This is a genomic window from Flavobacterium aquidurense, assembly GCF_002217195.1.
In the GTDB taxonomy this organism is placed as follows: Bacteria; Bacteroidota; Bacteroidia; order Flavobacteriales; family Flavobacteriaceae; genus Flavobacterium; species Flavobacterium frigidimaris.
On the sequence record NZ_MUGR01000001.1, the window covers coordinates 218,912 to 241,188 of the forward strand.

General features: G+C 36.2%; 16 protein-coding genes. 5 read left to right on the forward strand and 11 right to left on the reverse strand.

Going from position 1 to position 22,277, the window contains the following annotated elements; all coding sequences use genetic code 11:
• The first annotated feature begins 36 nt into the window (after positions 1 to 36).
• Entirely contained in the window at positions 37 to 831 is a 795-nt protein-coding gene (locus B0A67_RS00935) for a gluconate 5-dehydrogenase (protein WP_072953676.1), read from the forward strand.
• A gap of 140 nt (positions 832 to 971) precedes the next feature.
• A complete protein-coding gene (gene nagB, locus B0A67_RS00940) occupies positions 972 to 2,912 on the forward strand; it encodes a glucosamine-6-phosphate deaminase (RefSeq protein WP_317044061.1) in 1,941 nt (646 codons plus the stop codon).
• Between the two features lie 238 nt (positions 2,913 to 3,150).
• On the opposite strand, the gene B0A67_RS00945 is transcribed toward nagB, so the two are convergent.
• Positions 3,151 to 4,362 carry a helix-turn-helix domain-containing protein gene (locus B0A67_RS00945; protein WP_072953681.1) on the reverse strand — a complete coding sequence of 404 codons (1,212 nt, stop codon included), beginning with the start codon at positions 4,360 to 4,362 and terminating at the stop codon, positions 3,151 to 3,153.
• 219 nt (positions 4,363 to 4,581) lie between these two features.
• Between B0A67_RS00945 and B0A67_RS00950 the strand changes: the two genes are divergently transcribed.
• Together B0A67_RS00950 and B0A67_RS00955 are read left to right on the forward strand one after the other, a co-directional pair.
• Positions 4,582 to 7,485: a TonB-dependent receptor gene (locus tag B0A67_RS00950; protein ID WP_084074403.1), complete on the forward strand. Its 2,904-nt coding sequence runs from the start codon at positions 4,582 to 4,584 to the stop codon at positions 7,483 to 7,485.
• A gap of 26 nt (positions 7,486 to 7,511) precedes the next feature.
• Positions 7,512 to 8,327 carry a tyrosine-protein phosphatase gene (locus B0A67_RS00955; RefSeq protein WP_072953685.1) on the forward strand — a complete coding sequence of 272 codons (816 nt, stop codon included), beginning with the start codon at positions 7,512 to 7,514 and terminating at the stop codon, positions 8,325 to 8,327.
• 117 nt (positions 8,328 to 8,444) lie between these two features.
• Here B0A67_RS00955 and B0A67_RS00960 read toward each other — a convergent pair whose 3' ends face one another.
• The 4 genes from B0A67_RS00960 to B0A67_RS00975 all read right to left on the reverse strand — a co-directional run bounded on the left by B0A67_RS00960 (position 8,445) and on the right by B0A67_RS00975 (position 13,936).
• Entirely contained in the window at positions 8,445 to 9,275 is an 831-nt protein-coding gene (locus B0A67_RS00960) for an SIR2 family NAD-dependent protein deacylase (RefSeq protein WP_072953687.1), read from the reverse strand.
• A 52-nt stretch (positions 9,276 to 9,327) separates the two neighbouring features.
• Positions 9,328 to 10,215: a helix-turn-helix domain-containing protein gene (locus B0A67_RS00965; RefSeq protein WP_072953689.1), complete on the reverse strand. Its 888-nt coding sequence runs from the start codon at positions 10,213 to 10,215 to the stop codon at positions 9,328 to 9,330.
• Between the two features lie 180 nt (positions 10,216 to 10,395).
• Complete coding sequence (locus B0A67_RS00970) at positions 10,396 to 12,333, reverse strand: oleate hydratase (RefSeq protein WP_072954232.1); 1,938 nt, start codon at positions 12,331 to 12,333, stop codon at positions 10,396 to 10,398.
• A 226-nt stretch (positions 12,334 to 12,559) separates the two neighbouring features.
• Positions 12,560 to 13,936, reverse strand: coding sequence for a sensor histidine kinase (locus tag B0A67_RS00975; protein WP_084074404.1), 1,377 nt, complete (start codon positions 13,934 to 13,936; stop codon positions 12,560 to 12,562).
• A 375-nt stretch (positions 13,937 to 14,311) separates the two neighbouring features.
• Between B0A67_RS00975 and B0A67_RS00980 the strand changes: the two genes are divergently transcribed.
• Positions 14,312 to 15,043: a tyrosine-protein phosphatase gene (locus B0A67_RS00980; RefSeq protein WP_072953693.1), complete on the forward strand. Its 732-nt coding sequence runs from the start codon at positions 14,312 to 14,314 to the stop codon at positions 15,041 to 15,043.
• A 192-nt stretch (positions 15,044 to 15,235) separates the two neighbouring features.
• Here the strand turns inward: B0A67_RS00980 and B0A67_RS00985 are convergent, their stop codons facing one another.
• From B0A67_RS00985 to B0A67_RS01010, 6 genes are all read right to left on the reverse strand, one after another.
• The gene (locus B0A67_RS00985) at positions 15,236 to 16,975 is read right to left on the reverse strand and encodes a phospho-sugar mutase (protein ID WP_072953695.1); all 1,740 of its coding nucleotides are present in this window, start codon (positions 16,973 to 16,975) and stop codon (positions 15,236 to 15,238) included.
• Between the two features lie 19 nt (positions 16,976 to 16,994).
• Positions 16,995 to 19,355 carry a GumC family protein gene (locus B0A67_RS00990; protein ID WP_072953697.1) on the reverse strand — a complete coding sequence of 787 codons (2,361 nt, stop codon included), beginning with the start codon at positions 19,353 to 19,355 and terminating at the stop codon, positions 16,995 to 16,997.
• Between the two features lie 7 nt (positions 19,356 to 19,362).
• On the reverse strand, positions 19,363 to 20,127 hold the full coding sequence (locus tag B0A67_RS00995) for a polysaccharide biosynthesis/export family protein (RefSeq protein ID WP_072953699.1): 765 nt from the start codon (positions 20,125 to 20,127) through the stop codon (positions 19,363 to 19,365).
• Between the two features lie 101 nt (positions 20,128 to 20,228).
• Entirely contained in the window at positions 20,229 to 20,417 is a 189-nt protein-coding gene (locus B0A67_RS01000) for a hypothetical protein (protein ID WP_072953702.1), read from the reverse strand.
• Between the two features lie 17 nt (positions 20,418 to 20,434).
• Positions 20,435 to 21,832 (reverse strand): exopolysaccharide biosynthesis polyprenyl glycosylphosphotransferase, encoded by a 1,398-nt coding sequence (locus tag B0A67_RS01005; RefSeq protein WP_072953704.1) that lies wholly within the window; start codon positions 21,830 to 21,832, stop codon positions 20,435 to 20,437.
• On the reverse strand, positions 21,825 to 22,262 hold the full coding sequence (locus B0A67_RS01010; RefSeq protein ID WP_072953706.1) for a VanZ family protein: 438 nt from the start codon (positions 22,260 to 22,262) through the stop codon (positions 21,825 to 21,827). Before B0A67_RS01010 ends, B0A67_RS01005 begins: the two co-directional genes overlap by 8 nt.
• Positions 22,263 to 22,277 lie beyond the last annotated feature (15 nt).

A 22,277-nucleotide genomic window follows, 5' to 3' on the forward strand; every position in this document is an offset into this window, starting at 1 on the left:
AAAACAAGATTACTAATAACCAAAAACTTAAAAAAAATGTCAATTAACTTATTTGATCTAACAGGAAAAACAGCGCTGATTACAGGAGGAGTTCACGGTCTTGGAATGGCTATGGCCAAAGGACTTGGGCATGCGGGGGCAAAAATTGTAGTCAACGACCACTCGTCGCAGGAAGCGGTCGATAATGCCATTGCTGAATACAAAGCTGAAGGAATCGAAGCATACGGCTATTTGTTTGATGTAACAGATGAAACCGCTGTAATCGCCGCAATCAATAAAATAGAAAAGGAAGTTGGTCCAATAGATATTTTAATTAATAATGCCGGAATCATCAAAAGAACGCCGATTATCGAAATGGAAGTTGCCGATTTTGAAGCGGTAATAAAAGTCGATCTGACAGGCCCTTTTATCGTATCAAAAAATGTGGCTAAAGGAATGATCGAACGCAGAGCAGGAAAAATCATCAATATGTGCTCGATGATGAGCGAATTGGGAAGAGATTCTGTAAGTGCTTATGCCTCTGCAAAAGGCGGATTAAAAATGCTGACCAAAAACATGGCAACAGAATGGGCAAAATTTAACATTCAGATCAACGGAATCGGCCCCGGTTATTTTGCAACAAGCCAAACCGCTCCTATTCGTGTAAACGGACATCCGTTTAATGAGTTTATTATGGGCAGAACACCTGCAGGACGTTGGGGAGATCCGGATGATTTGCAAGGAGCTGCTATATTTTTAAGCTCTAAAGCAAGTGATTTTGTAAACGGTCATATTGTTTATGTTGACGGAGGAATTCTGGCTACGATTGGAAAACCATCTAACGAAGATTAAAAAATAACAAATCTCCCAAATCTGCAGAATCTGCGAGAAAAAAATGAAACAAATAACAGAAAATAAACCTGTTTAAATCAGCGGGCAAAAATAAACGCATAGAAAACGATGTCTCCATGTGTTAAAAAAACAAAGCTAAAATTAAATTCAAAATGATAAAAAGTACCCTCGATAAAGCAACAGGATTCGAGAAACGATTTGAAAACATTAATACTGTTGTTTTCGAAAATTCTACTGAAGCTTCTAAAGCCGTTGCTCAGGAAATAGCAGCACTTATACAATCAAAACAAAAAGAAAACAAGCCTTGCATTTTAGGTTTGGCGACAGGTTCTTCTCCAAAAGGATTGTATGCTGAACTGGTTCGTTTGCATAAAGAAGAAGGATTAAGTTTCAAAAATGTAATTACGTTCAACTTAGACGAATATTACCCGATGGAACCGGATTCTATCAACAGTTACGTTCGATTTATGAAAGAACTGTTATTGGATCAGGTTGATATTTTACCGGAAAATTATCATATTCCGGATGGAACTTTATCCAAAGAAGAAATTGCAGACTATTGTCACGATTACGAAGCAAAAATCGAAGCTTTGGGCGGCATCGATTTACAGATTCTGGGAATTGGAGGAAACGGACATATTGGTTTTAACGAATCCGGTTCGCTTCAAAATTCAAAAACCAGGTTAGTTGCTTTAGATCATATTACGAGAGTGGCGGCAAGCGGCGATTTTTCTGGTTTGAGCAATACGCCAAGAACAGCCATTACGCTTGGTGTTAAAAAGATTATGGAAGCCAAACAGGTTATTCTGATGGCCTGGGGTGAAGGAAAATCAAACATCATCAAAAAATCGGCTGAAGGAGAAGTAACCAATCAAATTCCGGCTTCGTTTTTACAGGAACACAACAATGCTGTTTTTGTTTTGGATAAAGAAGCTTCTTCAAAACTAACCAGAATCAACAGACCTTGGCTGGTAGAAAAAATCGTATGGACCGATAAATTGACCCGAAAAGCCGTTTTGGGATTGGCTTTAGACTTAAAAAAGCCCATTTTAATGCTTACTGATGCAGATTATATCGAAAACGGAATGAGCGATTTATTGGCTGATTCCGGTCCGGCTTACGATATCAACATCAAAATATTCAATAAACTGCAAAATACCATTACGGGCTGGCCTGGAGGAAAACCAAATGCTGACGACAGCAATCGTCCGGAAAGAGCAGAACCGGCCAAAAAACGTGTACTTATTTTCAGTCCGCATCCTGATGATGATATTATCAGTATGGGAGGTACCTTTATGCGTTTGCAGCAACAAGGTCATGAAGTGCATGTCGCGTACCAAACTTCAGGAAATATTGCCGTTGCAGACGACGAAGCCTTGCGATTTGCCAGTTTTGTGATTGATTACAATGATAAGTTTGGGATAAAAAGCCCTGAAGCCGAGAATATTTACAAAAAAGCAGTACGTTTTTTAAAGAATAAAAAAGCCAGCGAAATTGATATTCCGGAGGTTCGCTATCTAAAAGGATTGATTCGAAAAGGAGAAGCCCGCGCTACAAGTCATTTTGTTGGTTTGCCGGACGAGCAGATTCACTTTATGGAATTGCCTTTTTATGAAACGGGAGCAATCGAGAAAAAACCTTTAGGAGTACAGGACATTCAGCTGACTATCGAATTGATAAAAAAAATACAACCTCATCAAATCTATGCAGCAGGAGATCTGGCCGATCCGCACGGTACGCACAAAGTGTGTCTGGACGCCATTTTTGAAGCTGTAAAAATACTAAAACCGAAACCTTTTATGAACGACTGCTGGGTTTGGCTGTACCGCGGCGCGTGGCAGGAATGGGGAATTGACGAAGTAGAAATGGCAGTACCTATGAGCCCGGATCAGGTTTTGGAAAAACGCCACGGAATCTTCAAACATCAATCTCAAAAAGATGGTGTTGTTTTTCAGGGAACTGATGCAAGGGAATTTTGGCAAAGAGCCGAAGACCGAAACAGCGAAACTGCTGAACTGTACAACCAATTAGGCTTGTCCCGTTATGCGGCTATGGAAGCTTTTGTGAGATGGCATTACTAAGTCTCCGTTTTCAGTGCCAATAAACAGTCTGTCGTATGGCATACGTACAAAACAAACGCGAATTTTACTAATTTGCACAAATCTTAATTCGTGTTAATTGGTGAAATTCGTGTTTAAAATTGATTCATACTATTTGTCTCTACATCATAATCTTAAAAATTCTCTTTTCTTATTACGTTTTATTTAAAAAGCAATACTCTCCTGTTTTGATCGTATTGATACTTCCAATGACTATTATTTACAAAACTACAGCCTCTTTAGAAATCAGGTTTAAATACTCTCTGGGCGTATAAGTGGTAATATCTTTAAAATACCGATTGAATGATGATTTAGAATTAAAACCGGATTCAAAAGCCAGTTCAAGAATATTAATCGTGTTGTTTTCTTCTGACAAACTCTTCAGTTTTTCTTTTACATATTCAATCCTGTATTCATTTACAAAAGTGTAAAATGGTTTATTAACGAAATGGTTCAACGTTTCGCTTATGTGGTATTTATTCGCACCCGTAAGTTTTGCCAGTTTATCAAGAGTCAATTCATTATCCATAAAATACCGTTCTTTTTGCATCGCATTTTCTAGTTTCAGCACTATTTTGAACATTTCACTTTGGCTTAAAATCTCTTTACGTTTTTGAGTGATTAATAGTTCTTTTTCAAAGACTAATGCCTTTTCATCTAAACAATCCATTAAAGGTTCAATTGCCACTTCTGAAGTGGTTTTATCATCCGTTCCTGAAGCTGCTGTATAATGATCTGCAAACAAAAGGAATTCATTACCCGTGTTCGAAATGGAGTCTGCCAATGCACCGTTTTTATAAGTAATTATTCGAACCGTGATTACAATAAGAAGTGCATAAATAATAGATCGGCTGACATAATTTAATTCGAAAATATAAGAGCTGAATATCGTAAACGACACACCTAATATTCCGATACATAAAAAAAGCGACGCGAGCTGAATGATCAGTTTTTTCTCCTGACTGTTTCCTGGCAGTTTATTGATCGCCAAATAAATTATACCACAGGAAAAAATAATATCCAGCGGAAGCAGCGTATAAAGACTGATTGTATTGTACCAATATAAAATCAAATAGGCTTTTGGCGATGTTGCTGATAACACGCAGACTGTAGAAAAATAACCTATCGCGCCAATAATAAACGGAATAAAAACGTACCATTTTGAAGCGCTTATAAATTCCGGACGAATTGTTTTTAAAGTATAGAGATACAACAAGGGAATATAGCAGAACCCAATAAAAGTATTCATCATGGTAAGCACTTGCTGATCTTCTACAAAAGTAAAAATGAAAAACTTTATAGAAAGATGCAATCCAATGCATATTACTAATGATATTAATAAATCATCTGCGTTTTTTCGGTACCTGCTTCTTAAAAGTAATACCGCGGCTAAGAGCGCCTGAAATATTCCAATGGCAATAATATATTTCATCTTAAAATCTTTGTGCTAATGTACCCTGAGGCTGTTAATTTAATGTTTCATAATTGCGAAAAAATTGATTCATAACAATTTAATAACAAAACATAAGTCATTAAAAATTAAACACTTATTGAATCCCCAAAAGATTGACACCTTTCTAAAGTAGTTCTGGTTCAACAAAGTCGTTTGATAGTTTAAAACGAAGCAATCTTTGCATCAAAACAACAAAACATGACACCTAAAATTATTTTAAAATCTTTATTTAAAAAGGAAAAGATATTTAAAAAAATACTTTTCACTGCCGTCTTCACGATCGGCTCTATTGTATCAAGTGATGCGCAAACCATCAAAGGAATTGTTAACAGCGATGCAGGGACTTTGCCCACTGCCAATATTACCGGCAAGACCTTTAATAACTCCGCGATTTCAGATTTGCAGGGTTCCTTTACCCTTACAGCGCCAACTGAAGGAGAAGTGACTATCGAAATTAGTTATCTTGGTTTTGAAACAAAATCAATTACGGTAACGCTTGTGAAAGGAATAAATGATCTTGGTCTGATCCAGATGTCACCAGACGGTTCAAGTTCCCTGAAAGAGATAGTTGTAAAAGGTACAATGGCACCCTCTCAGGCTAAAGCGTACAGCATCAAGAAAAATTCGCTTGCTATTATGGATGTGATGGCTGCAGATGCCATAGGAAAACTTCCGGATCGTAATGCTGCCGAAGCTGTTCAGCGTATGCAGGGTGTGGCCGTTGCCCGTTATCATGGTGAAGCAGATCAGGCTACCGTAAGAGGAACTCCTTTTGCCTGGACTTCTACCCTTTTTAACGGAAATCGTCTTCCAAGTTCTAATGTAATGGGAAATCGTTCCTCAGTTCTCGATGCTGTCCCGTCTGAAATGATTCAATACGTACAAGTGGCAAAAGCTATCACTCCGGATATGGAAGGAGATGCTATTGGCGGATCTATCAATTTTATAACCCGTACGGCTCCTACCAAGCGTGTACTGAATGTTAGTGCTGCCGGAGGTTACAATACCTTCAGCCAAAACGGTACATATAACGGATCTATAACTTACGGGGATCGATTTTTTAATAATAAGCTTGGCGTAATTGTTTCCGGAGCCATCTGGAGCAGACAATGGGGATCAGATGAATTTGCGGCTACTTACAATACCGGTGCTGCTGTGGTCGAGCAGAAAAGATCACTTAATACCGTGCTTTTTAAACGTTATATGGGAGAACGCGAAACTAAAGGTTTAAATGTGGGTGCAGAATATAAAATTACGCCGTCTGATAAAATATTCTTTAGAGGAATGGCGAATAAATTCGATGATATCCGTCCTGTGTATGAATCGTATATTGATTACACCAATTCCCGTTTTCAGTACAATTACAGATATTCTCATTATCAAACTGCCTTAAATGGTTTTGAAATTGGCGGTGAACATCAGATGAACCAAAAGTTTAAATTAGACTGGAGTTACAGCAATCATAAATCAGAATATTATTTGGATACGCCTCCCACTTCCGGCAACAAAGGGCTTCCGATTGCGACTTTCAGACAAAAAATAACAGGAGGTTTCAATGATCTTTCCAGCGATGGTAAACGTTATTGGGGTTTTGATTCTCCAAACGGAGTTGGCGGTACCGTAGATCATTTTGAAACTGGTCTTGCCAATCCAAATGAGGTAATGAGTGCTGATAAATTACTGCTGAACCAATTGGTAATTGCGCAGCTTGATAATAGTGAAAGAGATCAGATTGCACAAGTGAACCTAAAGGTCGAAGCCAGTTCCAGGGTAAACCTGAAGTTTGGTGCAAAATACCGTCACAAAGACAGAACCAACACTTACGGATCTAATTTTGTTTATCTGCCGGGAGCAGCTGTGGGAATTCCTAATTCACCTCCTTTAGTGGCACTATCTTCCCTGCAGACTACAAGTTTCCCAAGCGGAAGCAAGTTTTTTGGAAACATGAATGGTGATTTCAGCCAGTTCATCGTAAATCCATTAACTAAGGATCAGTTGTTCAATATGTATGGACAGGCTTTTCAAACCGCTAACGGATTTATGGATTTTACATCCAAAACAAATGCAACTTCTTTTTATACTGGCGACGAAAATGTAATTGCAGGTTATGCAATGGCAGAAATCGATGCTACAGATAACTTAAAAATAGTCGCAGGTTTACGTAACGAACATACTTCTATGACCTTAAATGGTACAAAAGCCACTACAGAAGGAACTCCGGCTGTAATCACTCTTAGCCCGTCTGTGGTAGAAAATAATTACAACTCGTTTCTTCCGATGCTGCATTTAAAATACAAATTAACCGAGAAATCAAATCTTCGTGCTGCATATACCCGCACCTTTGTCCGTCCGAATTTTGGAGATATGACACCGGGAAGTTCCACTAATACAACGGCATCTCCTATGACAATTACTCAGGGAAATCCTGATCTGAAACCTACTTTCAGCAACAATTTTGATCTTATGGGAGAATATTATTTTGATAATGTAGGGATTCTGTCGGGAGGTGCTTTTTATAAAAACATCAGCGATGTGGTGTTTACCGATGTGAGTATGCAGAACATTGACGGCAGTGATTATTTAGTGACTCAGGCAAAAAACCTAAACAAGGCATCTTTGTACGGATTTGAAGCGGGAATCAATAAAAGATTTGATTTCCTAAACGGTTTCTGGAGTGGTTTTGGAGTAGAATTTAATTACACTTTTATCAATTCTAAAACAGAAGTGCCGCGTGTAAACGGAAACGTTGTTTACCAGGATAAAACAGGATTGCCCAATCAATCTAAAAATTTATTTAATGCTATTCTTTTCTACGAACGCAATGGCGTAATGATTCGCATCGCTGGTAATTACCGCGGAAATTCTGTAGAGACTATAAACCAGCAATTAGGACCGGATTATTACATCTGGACAGATTCTAATTTTACGATAGATGCTTCTGCAACAGTAAACATCAACAAAAGGTTTAAAGTATTTATTGAACTAAACAATCTTAGTGACTCTCCGGTCAAAATGTATATGGGAGGTGATAAACGCCGTATTACTTCACAGGAATGGTACGGAAGCCGGGGTCAGGCAGGAGTACGTTATGACATATTTTAAAAACAAATAAATTAATTCAATATAAAATGAAAAAAACAATCATTGCAATTGCCCTGTTGGTGCAAACATTAGCAAGCGCTCAGCTTACAGACAGTATCAAAAGATTAGTTCCGCTAAAAGGAGCCTTAAATTTCAGAGATGTAGGCGGATATAAAACTACAGACGGAAAAGAAGTGGTATGGGGAAAAGTATACCGAAGTGCCGGAATTGATAAACTGACCAATGAAGATGTAGCGCTGCTGGATAAGAAAGGAATTCATACTGTAGTTGATTTTAGAGGTGTGGCCGAATCAAAAGCTGCTCCGGACCGTCTGCCTCAAAACACAGATTATACACTTAGTCCTGCCGGAAGCGACAGTATCCCAAATCCGGCGCAAATGGTGAAGCTTTTGAAAGAAGGAGGTTTTCTGGAAAAATTTTACGGAACAGATGCTGTAAAATACAGCGGTGACAGATTCCGTCCGTTATTTATAAAACTATTGACCACAGATACAAAAGAGGCTGTTATGTACCATTGCACCGGCGGACGCGATCGTACAGGTATGGCGACAGCACTATTTCTTTATACTTTGAATGTTCCTGAGAAAATGATCGAAGAAGATTATGTGGCCTCTAATGTATATCTTAAGAAAATGAATAAAGGCATGATGGCACCGCTTGCCAAAATGAGCGGTCTGACAGAAGCACAGATAGAAAATGAAATGGCACTAAAACCAGAACTCATCCGTTCTTTTTTCGCAGGTCTTAAAACAAAATACGGAAGCATCGATAATTTTTTACAGCAGGAAATGGGAATTGGACCAAAGGAAATAAATATTCTGAGAAAAAAGTATACCAAATAAAACAGTAATCGTATCGTTTATAATTGAAAGCCTGACATAGTTCAGGCTTTTTTTGTTAGCGTAAAGTCTTAGTTGTAAATACAGCTTAACTTATCTGCAGATAACAAATAGATTTTTTTACTCTGCAATTATAGTTTGCAATATCTCTCGTATTGTTTTTAAGGCCTGAGTCGAAGTTTCTCTAACTATAATTTTATTTTTCTTGTCTTTAACAAGTTCTGTAAATAAATTATCTTCTGTGTTAATGTCAACAATGGTTCCTCCATATCTCAAGGTACTTTCTGCAATTGCCATTGGTAAATTCGTTGCTCCAGATGTTCCAACAATAAAAAGAATACCTGAGTTTTTGGCTATTTTTAAGGAACTAAATTTTTTATTTGTTTTTTCATCATAATACTCATCAAACCATAAAATATTTGGTCGCATCCAGCTTCCGCATTCTTTGCATTTTAGTAATTCTATATCTTTCTCTGTTAAATCTTCGTCAATGTCTTTTCCTTCAATTTCATCGGGAAGATTTTCAATTCCTTTACAGCCATTTGAACATTTGATTTCTCTGTTGTTCCCATGTATTTCATAAATTGTTTTTATACCGGAACGTCTGTGCAGATTGTCTATATTTTGAGTTATTAAATGAAACCTGTCCTGCAAAAGGTTTTCAATTTCTACTATTTCATGGTGACTTTCATTTGTTTGGGCATTCTCAAACATTTTTTTTCTAAATAATGAATATTGCCACACTTCTTCAGGATTCTCCTTAAAATATTTAAACGTTCCAAATTCCTCCGGTTTATGAAATTTCGTCCCTTTTATCCATATTCCATCTATTCCCCTGTAAGTTGGTATACCGCTTTCTGCTGAAATTCCGGCACCAGTTAAAAATGTAAAAAGATTTCTGTTTTTTTTATTATAAACTTGCCTGATGATTTCATTAAGTTGTTCTTTCATAATCTAATTGAAATAAGAGATAGGAAACTTTTATTAGAATTTTTTAATAAAATTAATGCGAGAGATTTTGCAGTCGACGATAATCTGTGGGAGAAATAGAAGCATGTTTCTTAAAAAAACGTCCAAATGCAGAAACGGAATTAAAACGCAATCGATAAGCAATATCACTGATATTGATCGCAGGATTTCCTAATAAAACAACAGCTTCTTTGAGCAAATGAGCATCAATGATCTGATGAGGTGTTTTGTCTACGGCTTTTTTTACAACATGAATCAGATATTTATTGGAGATATGCAATTTTTGTGCATAATAATTTACGCCTTTGTGCTGGCTTATATTATTCATGACCAGATGAAGAAACTGAAAGTATATTTCTTTTGGATTATTTAAAATCAAAGCGTTATCGGGTTTTTCCTCAGGTAAAAATTCAGCAGTTTCTAAAAGCAGGTTGAATATTATTGTCCTGATAATTTCATCCTTAAATTTGAGATTTGCATTAATTTTGTTTTCAAGATATTGCATCAGTTTAAGCAGCTTTTTAGCTTCTTGTTCCTTAAGACACATGATCTCATAAGACTTATCCTTAAAAAATGTAAGTCGTTCGATGATAAAAGGATCGGATATATTTTTGAGAAGAAACTCTTTTTCAAAAAAAAGCAATTTTACCCGAAAGTCTTCGCTGTTATTCTGAAAAGCAATAATTGTTGCCGGCCTTGCCAATAATAAACTATACTGACGAATATAATGCTGTTGCCCGTCAATTACAATAGTAACATCTCCTTGCAGACAAATACACAAGGAATAATAATCCATCCGAAAAGGTTTCTGAGGATAATCCAATTGTTTTTTACCGGAAGAGACATAGTACGGCAAACGGTTTTCAACCTCAAAGTAAGCCAGTGTATCGCTTATTTTATCGTAAAATTTATCATCCTGCATAAATGTTGCGTCAACTTGTTTTTGGAAAACTAATTTTAAGCATAAAAGTAAGCAATTATGAGTGATTTCGCTTTATAAATTACAGTTAAATAGTATAAAAATGACACCTGAACAAAAAGCTCAGGTGTCATTTTTTCTTTACCAATATCATGTAAAAAACAGATTGATCTTATTACGATTTTATTCTCTAATTCCTCCTATCCATTGTTTTAGTTTGTTGATTTGTTCTGTAAAGAAAGATTCATGATCCTGTGCGTCTTCATTCTCAACAAGCAGATGTTCGTAATACGTTCCTTTTAGAAATTTTCTTAAAAGCCCCTCGCCTACTATTGGTTCGTAATCGTTTAAGGCTTGTGCTGCTTTAAGCAAATGGCGAATATCATACTGTAACGGATTGATATCCGGTACTTGTTTGTTCAAATTCAACAATTCATAAACGGCTATTCTGGCAGTTCGAACAGAACTTTCCATGGTAAAGACAATATCATTATTAGTTTCTACAAATTGTCCCACTAATCCTAAATTTGTACATCCTTCCGGAACTACCTGCGGACGGTCGCCTTTTGCTCTTGGCATAAACATAGAGGTGATATACGGCATAAATGCACTGCGAACAATAGTGTTTTCTACGATATTATCGAGCTGGTCAATAATTCCTAAATGATACGCCAATTCTGCCAAAAGCTCATTACCGGTACATTGCGGCATCGTTTTTTTGATATAATCGCCTTCTTTGTCCATAAAAAGGGCATAGATCCAGATTACCAGAATATCATCTGGCTGGTCAGGAAAATGCGGCTGTCTGTTGCAAGTAAAGCTCATTAACCATTTTGAATCGCTAATCGTAACAATTCCTCCCGTTGCCGTTTTTCCTGAGTAAGGATCGTTTACACACAACTCTTTTACTTTATCAACAAACGCTGAAGGTTTACAGGTAAGTGTAGCCGATTCCCAGGAAGATTTTTCGATATTTCCGCAGAACTTTTCAGGTTTTCCAAAAACAGGGGATTTCGCAGCCAGGTTTTTCCATAATTTCCATCCCGCACTTTGTCCACTGTTGTTTTTATCCAAATCAATAGCCGGAGCCATTAGATTGTCACCATAAAAAGTATCCTCTGTCATCGAGCCTGTTGTGGCAATTACGTAATTGTCTTTGCCTACGGGAATGCTTTCTTCTTTGCCGTCTTTTTCTATAATGATGGCTTCAACAACTTTTCCTTCAATATCACTATGAATATCTAAATCTTTTACAAGTGTGTTAAGATCAATTTGCACACCTTTGCTTTGTAAAAATTTTCTAAGCGGTGTCACAAAAGTATCGTACTGATTGTATTTTGGGAAAACGAGACAAGACAAATCTTTCATCCCGTCGATAGCGTGCAGGAAGCGGTGCATGTATAATTTACACTCTAATAAACTATGCCAGTTTTCGAAGGCAAACATCGTACGCCAGAAAAACCAAAAATTACTTTCTAAAAAAGATGTACTAAAATATTGTTCGATCGTAATGTCATCCAGGTCTTCTTTCTTTTTAAGCAATAGTTTTATGATCGAAAGCTGGTCTTTTTTCTCTAATCCAAATTTACTAAAATCTTTGATTTGTCCCTTTTGATGAATCAATCTCGCTTTCGAATAATTCGGGTCGTTGTCATTTACCAGACGGTATTCGTCTAATACGCTGTAAGGAGCCGGCAGCTCAAGGGCCGGAATGTCCTGAAATATATCCCAAAGATTCTCGTAAGTCATATCCATCTCGCGGCCACCACGAATAATATAACCGTCTGTAGTATTTCCGGCACCGTCCAGCGAACCGCCATCAACATGCAGCTGGTCCAGAAAAATAATGTTCTCGCCCGGAACATGGCCGTCACGAATAAAATAATAGGCTGCCGCCATTCCTGCGATACCACTTCCTACAATATAAATTTTACTGTCTTTATACGATTTAACCGGAATGGCTTTATTGCGCTGATAATTTCCTATCTGATCTGAAAAAGGCATTGTTTTTTCAGGTGTATTAATTTGAATCTCTTTACTGGAGTCAGGTTGGTGATTTACTTTTCCATACTCTTTAGAACCCTTTAATAATTTTTCGAATTTTGAAGTGGTAGAACTCATAATTAATCTATTTTTTGATTTACTCAAAGTTAAGAGTACCTGCAGGATAATGTGCATCCCGAAATTCAGTATTGCTATCCCGAAATTCCTTTTTTCGTGAGCGTATTGAAATAACAGCAACTTCATATTTTAGGTTCCACACTAAAGGAATTATCAAAATACTTCATTCAAATAAAAATTAAAAACCTCAAATCCTTTGACTTTGAAGGTTTAGAATGTTTGTATCTTAATTTTTCAAAGCTTCAAGTGGTACAGAAAATTTAAAGGTACTGCCCTTTCCCAATTCACTTTCGGCCCAGATTTTACCGTGATGTCTGTTTATAAGTTCACTGCAAAGCAGCAATCCCATTCCGTTTCCGATTTCATTCTCCGTTCCTCGCTGAATCACCTTTCCATTCATTTTAAACAGCTTTTCTTTTATCAAATCAGGAATTCCTATACCATTGTCTGTTATGGATATTTCTGCATTTTGATGTTTCTTTTGCACTTTAACGGCAATTTTACCATTCCGGCCTGTAAATTTAATCGCATTGGTCAAGAGGTTGCGTACAATCGTATCCATCATATTTTTGTCTGCTTCAAGTTCAATTTGTTCCGTTGATTCAAACAAAAGAGCGATATTTTTACTGAATGCCGCATTTTGGTTCAGTTTTATATTTTCATTGATCAATTCATTCAAAGTGATTTTTTCCGGACTGTAAACCATCATTCCGGTTTGCGTCGTCGACCATTCTAAGAGCTTGTCCAGTAATTTGTAAATGTTTTTATTGGATTGATGCAGCACTTCTACAATCTCACTGATTTCTGCGCGGCTGCCTTCTTTAATATCTTCTCTCAATAGTTTCGAAAGTGCTACTGAGGATCCCAATGGACCTCTTAAATCATGGGCAATTATAGAGAAAAAAATATTCTTATCGTCTAGCAGTTTCTGGATTTTAAGATCTTGTTTTTCCTTTATCAATAACAAAAAGCCAACCGTACCAATGAGAGCAAACAAAAACAAACCAATACTGTACAGGCTATCAAATGTGATATTGATAAAAAATATCTTTTGCGGATTACAATACATATAAATTGCCCGAAGCAATAACAGGATTTCAAATCCTGCGAAACAAAAGGCGTATAAATTCCGGGAAAAGTTATGTTTATTTTCTTTAAAATGACTGACCGTTGGAGGTAAATAAATGGCAAATACGCCAATCAACATAATTAAAATTCGGGTATTAATCGAAGCTTCAAATACTATGGCAACATTTAGCACGACAGCTGCCATAATAGTAATGGCGATCTGCAATTGATAACGTTTCTTTGATTTTATCCGAAGCGATAACAACATGGCGATCGTTTCGTAACCACAACCTAAAAGAAGGATCGTATCCGCCATACTGACGGAGATAATATCTGAAACAACGCCTCTTAAAAGAATCAGTATCCAGCCCACTGTTACTAATAATTTTGCAAAGCCAAAACTATTCAAAATTTTCCTGTTATCACTTGTTGCGTACGAAAGTGAATAGCTAAAAATAAGAATACACATCAATAAATTCCCCCAAAAATATACTATAAAAACGGTATTGGGATCGAATGGCAAGGGTTGAAACATGATGTCTTTTGGAGTATTAAGAACGGATAAAGTCAGTAATAAATTTTAGTTACAGAAACATCGTTTTTAGCTAAAAAAAGCGTTTCTCTTTTTTGCCCCACACCTAATTAGTGTGTTGAAACAATTGCGCACAACGAGTTATTTTAAAGTTTTTTGGAGTCATTCTTTAATAGATTTAATATAATAAAAAGTGTGGGGCTTTTTGATAAAATAAAGATCACAAAGTCCCGCCAAATCAGGCCGTAAAGGTCACTATTCAGTCAGGATATTTTTAATTAAACAAGAACGAAATGTCCTGAATAAGACTTTTTTGTCCTTGTTTGGTAATTTTTTGAACATGAAGCCTGAATATATTTGAAGCAAAAAATCCTCTTCATGTTTTCAATATTCAAATCAAAATTTTATCTGAAAGAAATACTACCTGATGGCTATATTGATATTCATAACCATGTACTGGCAGGTATTGATGATGGTGCCAAAACACCGGAAGAAACAAACTATCTGATAGCGCAAATGAAAGCGCTTAACATTAATACAGCTATTGCCACGCCGCATACGTTTAACGGGCTCTGGAATAATACGTCTGAAAGCATACAACAGGCTTATGAAACAGCACTTCAAAATGATGCCAACAAGTTGTTTCTGAAAAGATATGCAAGCGAATATATGCTGGACAATACATTAATAGAAAAAAGCAAAAACGAAAAATTACTATGTTTGTCTCAGAACTATCTCCTGATCGAGTTCAATCTCTTTAATAATCCTCTGAACCTGTTTGAAATGTTATTCGAGTTAAAGACAAAAAATTATCAAATAATTATAGCGCATCCGGAACGTTATCTTTATTTTCATAATTCTTTTAGTAAATATCAAAAACTAAAAGAATATGGTGTGTTTTTTCAGCTCAACTTACTTTCGTTAACAGGCTATTACGGCAAAAGTATTCAAAATCAGGCAATACAATTGCTTAAAAATGATTTGTATGATTTTACGGGATCAGACATTCATAGTGCCACTGAAATCAATCAATTTAAAACAGTGCCCATGCAGATTCCGGACAGAAAAAAAATGGCGCGTTTGCTGGAAAACAATAAAATCTTTCTTTAGATCAAAACGGGTACATAAATAAGAGCTTTATCTTATTCTTTTACAAAAAAAGACACGAAACAAAAAAAGCTGTTCGATCTGAACAGCTTTTTTACCAACAATAATTAGGTCGCATTTTACTTTTGACCAATAATTTGCCACCTTAAATTTTCAACACACTTTTTATTTAAAATGTGTTTACTTTTTTTTGAATTAATTTCTACTTTTTTCTAATTGCATAGAAATGCTAATGTTTTTTATTCTTTCCTTCAGCACTTCTTTAATAACCTCATACTTTTCTATTGTTTCTAATTCTTCATTGACGCTGATGTAAAATTTTATTTTTGGCTCAGTTCCGCTTGGTCTGGCACAAATTACAGAACCATCTTCAGTATAATAAATCAGGACATCTGCTTGGGGCATGTTTATGATTTCTGATTCGTTATTCAACAAATTATTTGATACGGATGATTTGTAATCTTCGATTCTCACTACTCTTTGACCGTTAATTTCCCTTAAAGGGTTTTCTCTTAAATTCACCATCATTTTATTGATTTCAGCCAATCCATCGATTCCTTTTTTGGTAATCGAAATCAGGTGCTCTTTATAAAAACCAAAATCGATATAATGCTGCAATAATGCCTGGTAAACAGAACTGTTATTTGCTTTGGCCTGTGCAGCCACTTCGCAAATTAATAAACTGGCTGCAACCGCATCTTTATCGCGAACGCTGTCTCCTACCATATAACCAAAGCTTTCTTCTCCTCCGCCAATAAATTCGAGTTCCGGAAAGTCTTTGATCATTTTGGCTATCCATTTAAAACCTGTTAAACCGCTTTTATAAGCAACACCATAAGCGGCGGCCAATTCTGCAATCATTGGGGTTGAAACAATAGTAGAACCTATGAATTGTTTGCCGTTTATTTTCCCTGCTTTTTTCCATTGCTCTAATAAAAAAGCCGTCATTAAAATCATGGATTGGTTTCCGTTTAACAAAACCATTTTTCCATCATTGTCCCGAACAGCTACTCCTAAACGATCACAATCAGGATCAGTACCAATAACAATATCAGCGTTGGTTTTTTCTGCTAATGCCAAAGCCATTGTCAGGGCTTCGGGTTCTTCGGGATTTGGAGATTTCACAGTCGGAAAATCTCCGTTGGGTACTCTCTGCTCTTCCACAATATGTACATTTTTGTATCCTGCCAACGCTAATGTATCCGGTACAACGGTTATAGAAGTTCCGTGCAACGACGTAAAAACGATGCTCAGATTATCTTTGGCCTGATCAGAGGTGCTAAAACTGGCATTTTGAACTGATGATTTCACAAAAGCCTGATCTATTTCAGTATCGATATATTCAATTAAAGCATCATTTGCTTCAAACTTAATCTGACTGTATTCTAAATCTTCAATGGCTTTTATAATTTCAGCGTCCTGAGGCGGTACAATTTGTCCGCCATCTTCCCAATACACTTTATATCCATTATATTCCGGTGGATTATGAGATGCTGTCAATACAATTCCGCAATGACACTTGAGGTATTTTAGAGCAAAAGACAATTCGGGCGTAGGTCTGAGACTCGAAAACAAATAAACCTGAATACCATTGGCAGAGAAAACATCAGCAACAGTTTTGGCCAGTGTGTCACTATTATGACGGCAATCGTATGCAATAACCGCTTTAAGCTTTTGATCCGGAAATACCTTATACAAATAATCCGATAATCCCTGAGTGCTTTTGCCTAACGTATATTTGTTGATACGATTATTACCAACACCCATTACGCCGCGCATTCCGCCTGTGCCAAATTCAAGATTTTTATAAAAACTTTCTCTTACTTCGTTCGGATGGAAAGCAATCATTTCGTTTACTTTATCTTGTGTTTCCTGATCAAAAACGGGCGTTAACCATTCTTGTGCTTCTTTTAAAATACCTATTGCTAAATTCATTTGGATTGCTTTCAATTATTTATTTTTTTTTCCACTTCTGAAACCATGATTTTTTCTCTGTTTCTCTTCCGTAACCATAGCCATAACCGTAGTTATATCCGTAACCGTAACTTGAACTAAAATCAATATCATTAAGTACATAACCCATATTGATGATTTTTTTATCCTTAAACAATTTTTTAGAATAAGAGATCAGCGTTTTTTCTGTCACTCCGGAACGCAAAACAAATAAAGTGGTTTCAGCATACTTAGAAATCATAAGGGTATCACTCACCAATAAGGTTGGAGGTGTATCAAATATAACAATGTCATACGCTGCTTTTACTTCCTCGATAAAGGTGGCAAAACGCGGATTGGATAATAACAGGGTTGGATTTGGTGGTATAATTCCGGGTAATAAAAGATCAAACGGAAATTCGCCTTCTCCGTTACTGCGCAATAAATCTTTCCATTGTATCGTATTATCGTGCAGATAATTACTCAATCCATGGCTGTCTTTGCTTACATCTTCTAAATTCCTGTGCAATTGGGGATTTCTAAAATCAACACCTATAATAATTACTTTTTTATCAAGTTGTGAATAAGCAGTAGCGAGATTATAAGAAACAAACGTTTTTCCTTCTCCCTTGATAGAAGAAGTAACAAATATTACGCTTCCTTTTTTATCTTCGGTATAAGGAGTAATAAAATTAGTATTATTCGCTAAAGTTCTAAAGGCTTCTGTGTTCTGAACCTGAGAATCTTTGTCTTCTTTTAGGGTAGGAAGTTCTACTAAAACAGGAATATTAGCGGCTATGTTTTCGACATCTGCTGCCGAATATATTTTATTATCTAATTTGAAAATTACAAATAAAATCGTAAACGGGAACACCATTCCTAAAAATAAAGCGATCAGGACAATCTTGCTTCTTTGTGGAGAAACTGGGTAAATATCTGTAATAGCGTAATCTATAATTTTAGTATTTGCTACTGTAACTGCCAAATTGATAGAAGCTTCTTCTCGTTTTTGAAGTAACAATAAATACAAACTTTCTTTTAGGTTTTGCTGACGCTCGATACTACGCAATACTTTCTCTTTTTCAGGAATAGAAGCAAAACTTCCGTCGGCTGCTTTTTGAGCTGATTCGCTCTGAACAAGTGTTGTTTGTAGTTGCTGCTTAAACCCTTTTACAGAATTGATGATATTGCTTTTTAAACTTACCAGCGTACTCACCAAAAGCTGAAGCGACGGATTATTAGTTCCTGCACTGGTCTGCAATTTTTGATACGATAAAACAGCTGTATTGTAATCTGCTACCAATTGATTGATCGTAGGATTCTGTATGCCTATATCTGCCGGTAAAAGTTCGAATGCTTTTTGAGATTCGATACTTTTCCTGAGCAAATCGGCTAATAATAACTGTGATTCTATATCAAATGAAGCTTGCTCCTTGGCTGTTTTCTGAAGAATACTTGAACCGGCATCTTCCTGAATAAAACTAAGATTATTGCTTCTTTTGTATTCTTTTTTGGAACTTTCTATAGAGTCGAGTTCTTTTCTTAAATAGACAAACCGATCGTCTACAAAATTAATTGTCCTGCGCGAAACCTCTTGTTTATCCGTAATTCCATCCGCCTCAAAAACATGGATCAAATTATTGATAATCGCTTCTGATTGAGGTCCGTTAGTGCCTTCTAATGAAATCGAAAGAATGTCGCTGTCTTTTCCCTCGGCATCCACTTCAAAGGCATTACTGAGTTCTAAAGCGGTTTTATTAAGTGGTTTTAGCACTACATTATAACTCTTATCAATATTTTTTGTGATGTTCGCGCCTAAAGCTGGTTTTATGCTTATGGGCAAATGGGCAATTTTCTGATTCGAAGTATATCCTGTGATTTCAAACTTTTGTCCTGATAAAACATCTAAAATGTTATATCCCGTCGGGGTTACCTTTATCGTGTATTGCAACGCATCTTTCAGGTTTGTGATATTATTATCGTAGCTTACAACAAACGGGGCATTGTATATTTGCTTGGATCGCACCGTAGAATTATAATAATATTCTACGTTCAGTTTTAAATTCTTAACCACTTGTTCAGACAGGTGCACTGATTTGAATAAAGCGATTTCATTTTCTAAATTAATATTCGATTTATTAAATAGTTTCGTGACATCTAATGTAAAATTTGAACTTTCCTTATCCAGTAATAATTTTACTTTCGCTTCAGATTTATAGACAACATCAGCATATCTTAAATAAGTAAAAACAGCAAAAAGTGCGATTATAATTGTGATTAAAAACCAGGGCCAATACCCTAAGTATTTGCTCAGCATTTGTTTTAACTGTACAGAGTTTTCGTCTTCTATTGGGTCAAAATATTCATTTTTATCTGTATGCATGAGCTTTTTATCTGGTTAATAATATAATCGAACTTAATATCAGCGAAGCAATTGTAAGTACAGTACCTGTACTGCCTATAAATCCTGCTGTTTTTACTTTTGCGTCATTTGGGTTCACCACTAATACGTCGTTTTGGCGAATCTGGTATTTCGGATCGTTCATCCAGTTTACAGTGGTCAGGTCAACACTCATCATTATTCTTTTGCCTCCTGACTCCCTAATTAATAAAATATCATTTCGCTTGGCGCTTATTGTTAAATCTCCCGCATATCCTAAAGCTTGCGGAACAGAAAGCGACTGCTCTAAAAAGGTGTAAGTTCCAGGTGATTTTACCTCACCGAGAACCGTAACTTTAGCATTCAAAATTCGAATCGCAACAGTAGGATTTACTAAATGTCCTCCTTTTTCCAGTTCTAGCTTAATTTTTGTTTCTAAATCAGTTACAGATAATCCTGCTGTACTCAAGGATCCTAAAATAGGCAGTACAATGGTTTCGTCAGGAGAAACAAGATATCCCTGAACTTTTAGTATATCTAATGTAGAATTGGTTGGTGTGTTTCCTGTTTGTATGTTGTAAGGTAATGCTGTCTCAGGAACCAAAGCGCCAATTCGAACACTTAAAATATCATTTGGCTGTACTAAAACAGCTTTGATAGCAGTTGCTGCTTGAGAATAATCAGCAGCATCCTGAAAATAGAGGATATCTTTTCTTGAAGCACAGGATGAAAACAGAATAACGATAAATAGTAAAATGCAGGGTAGACGATTCATATACAATATAATAATTATGGGGTTAAAAAGACAGAACTAGTATTGCAGTTTTACAATACCTGAATAAGTAGAGATGCAATTGATTAGAACAGACTAATCAATTAATTGGATTCTAATTGGAATTTTTGTTTCGCTTTCATATTGTCATTCAGTTTAGACAATCGGTGCAGCTGTTTTTTCTGTACTTTGTCTTTGATATAAAAACGGTATAATTCCTTGCCAATAAAAAAACCGGCAATAGAAACGCCGGAGATAAAACCGGCTAAATAAGAGGTGATGGTGATATTCATAACATTTTTTTTAAGGTTTAAAAAGCATTTTCATCCCCTTTCAGGGTTACAATTACGGTTAATACACAAATTTTAATATCTTTTATGAGACTCCAGTTTTGCAAATAATCGATATCAGCCTTTACTCTGCGCTGCATATCCGAGACTTTTTTAGTTTCTCCTCTATAGCCGGAAACCTGGGCCAAACCCGTAATTCCGGGCTTTACAAAATGGCGGACCATAAAATTATTAATCTGTTCGTTGTAGTCCTGCGTATGCTTGAGCATGTGAGGACGCGGTCCTACTACACTCATGTTTCCTAATAAAACATTAAAAAACTGAGGCAGTTCATCAATACTAGTTCGTCTGATAAATTTTCCTATGGGGGTAACTCTCGCGTCTTCTTTTTGAGCCTGTAAACTGTCACTTTGGGTATTGACGGTCATGCTTCTAAATTTATAACACCAGAAAGCTTCATTCTTTTTTCCTGTGCGAAGTTGTTTGAATAAAACAGGTCCCTTACTTTGCTTTTTGATTATGATAGCCATTAACGGATACAGCCATGATAATATAAAAACCAATACTGAGAAACTAAAAACAATATCGAATACCCGTTTGGCCAATCGATTGTAAGCGTTCTGCAATGGTTCGTGACGCGGACGTATTACATGAAAATTTTCGAAATTAGAACTGCTGAAGGAAGATTTTGAAATCATCGATAAATCAGGAACAAATTTCAAACGCATACAATACCGGTCTGCCAATTCGAAATAACCGTTCAGGTCGTCTATAAATTGTGGTTTTACTACAATATACAATTCCTGAATACCGTTTCCTGAAGCTCTCAGAATAGCATTTGACAGTGCTTCGCCAAATGTTGATTTATCTGTAAAACTCTCTTCATTGATGTCATTGATAATTCCGGGAAAATCATAAAAATAAGCGTTGCTCTCCAGTTTTGAAGCCAATTGTATGCTGGTAGTATTAAAACCCCAAATGGCTACTGTAAAAGGCTTTTTTATAAATTTTTTAATATTATTTAAAACCAGCGTAAAAATAATTCTGGACAGGAAAAGGTAAAAAAGCAAATAACTGAATTGCAGCAAATTGGCATCAATTGCCAATCGATACTCAGCGGCTCCCTGAAAAACAAGCAGGTAAACCTGCCATAAGATACATTGGCTTAGAAAGACACGCCAGCTGTTGCGATAAAAAGTAGTGAGGCTAAAAATAGTATCGAGTCGGTACAGATTAAAATATAAGGCCGCTAACAACCAGCCCACTACAGCAAAGAGATAACTGTTTTCGATAACAAAAATATTCCATTGTACAGAAGCTTCTGTAAAATTGAAAAAGAGAAAGATACCTCCGATTATCGCAAAAAAATCAGATAGGATACTGCAAAAAATAAAAGTAAATTTATGTCTATTACGCATTTTTACTAAATAATAAGTTGATTTTTTGAATTAAATGATACACGAAACAACCGAAAATACCTCCTGAAATTCCAAAGAAAACATCCATGAAATCCGGCTGACGCGTTGCTATAAAAAATTGTCCGCCTTCTGCCAGGCAAACCACCACAGCAATTATTATAAAATTTTTTAATCGAAAGGGCGATTGGTTTGCAGCGCCGGCAGCATTCGAAAGTCTTTGCCATACTTCCAGTAAATATCCCAGAACTACAAATGGTACGGCAGTTCGCAGATTATAATACTCATTGCTCCATTTCCTGATCCAGAGCGGCAAATACGTTTCGGTTTCCAAACCCGGATTGTGAATCCATGAGTAGTAAAAAATACTACCCGTACATACTAGCAAAAAAATAATAATGGTACTTTTTTTCCATACATTCTGTGTTTTCATTCTGTGATAATCGGG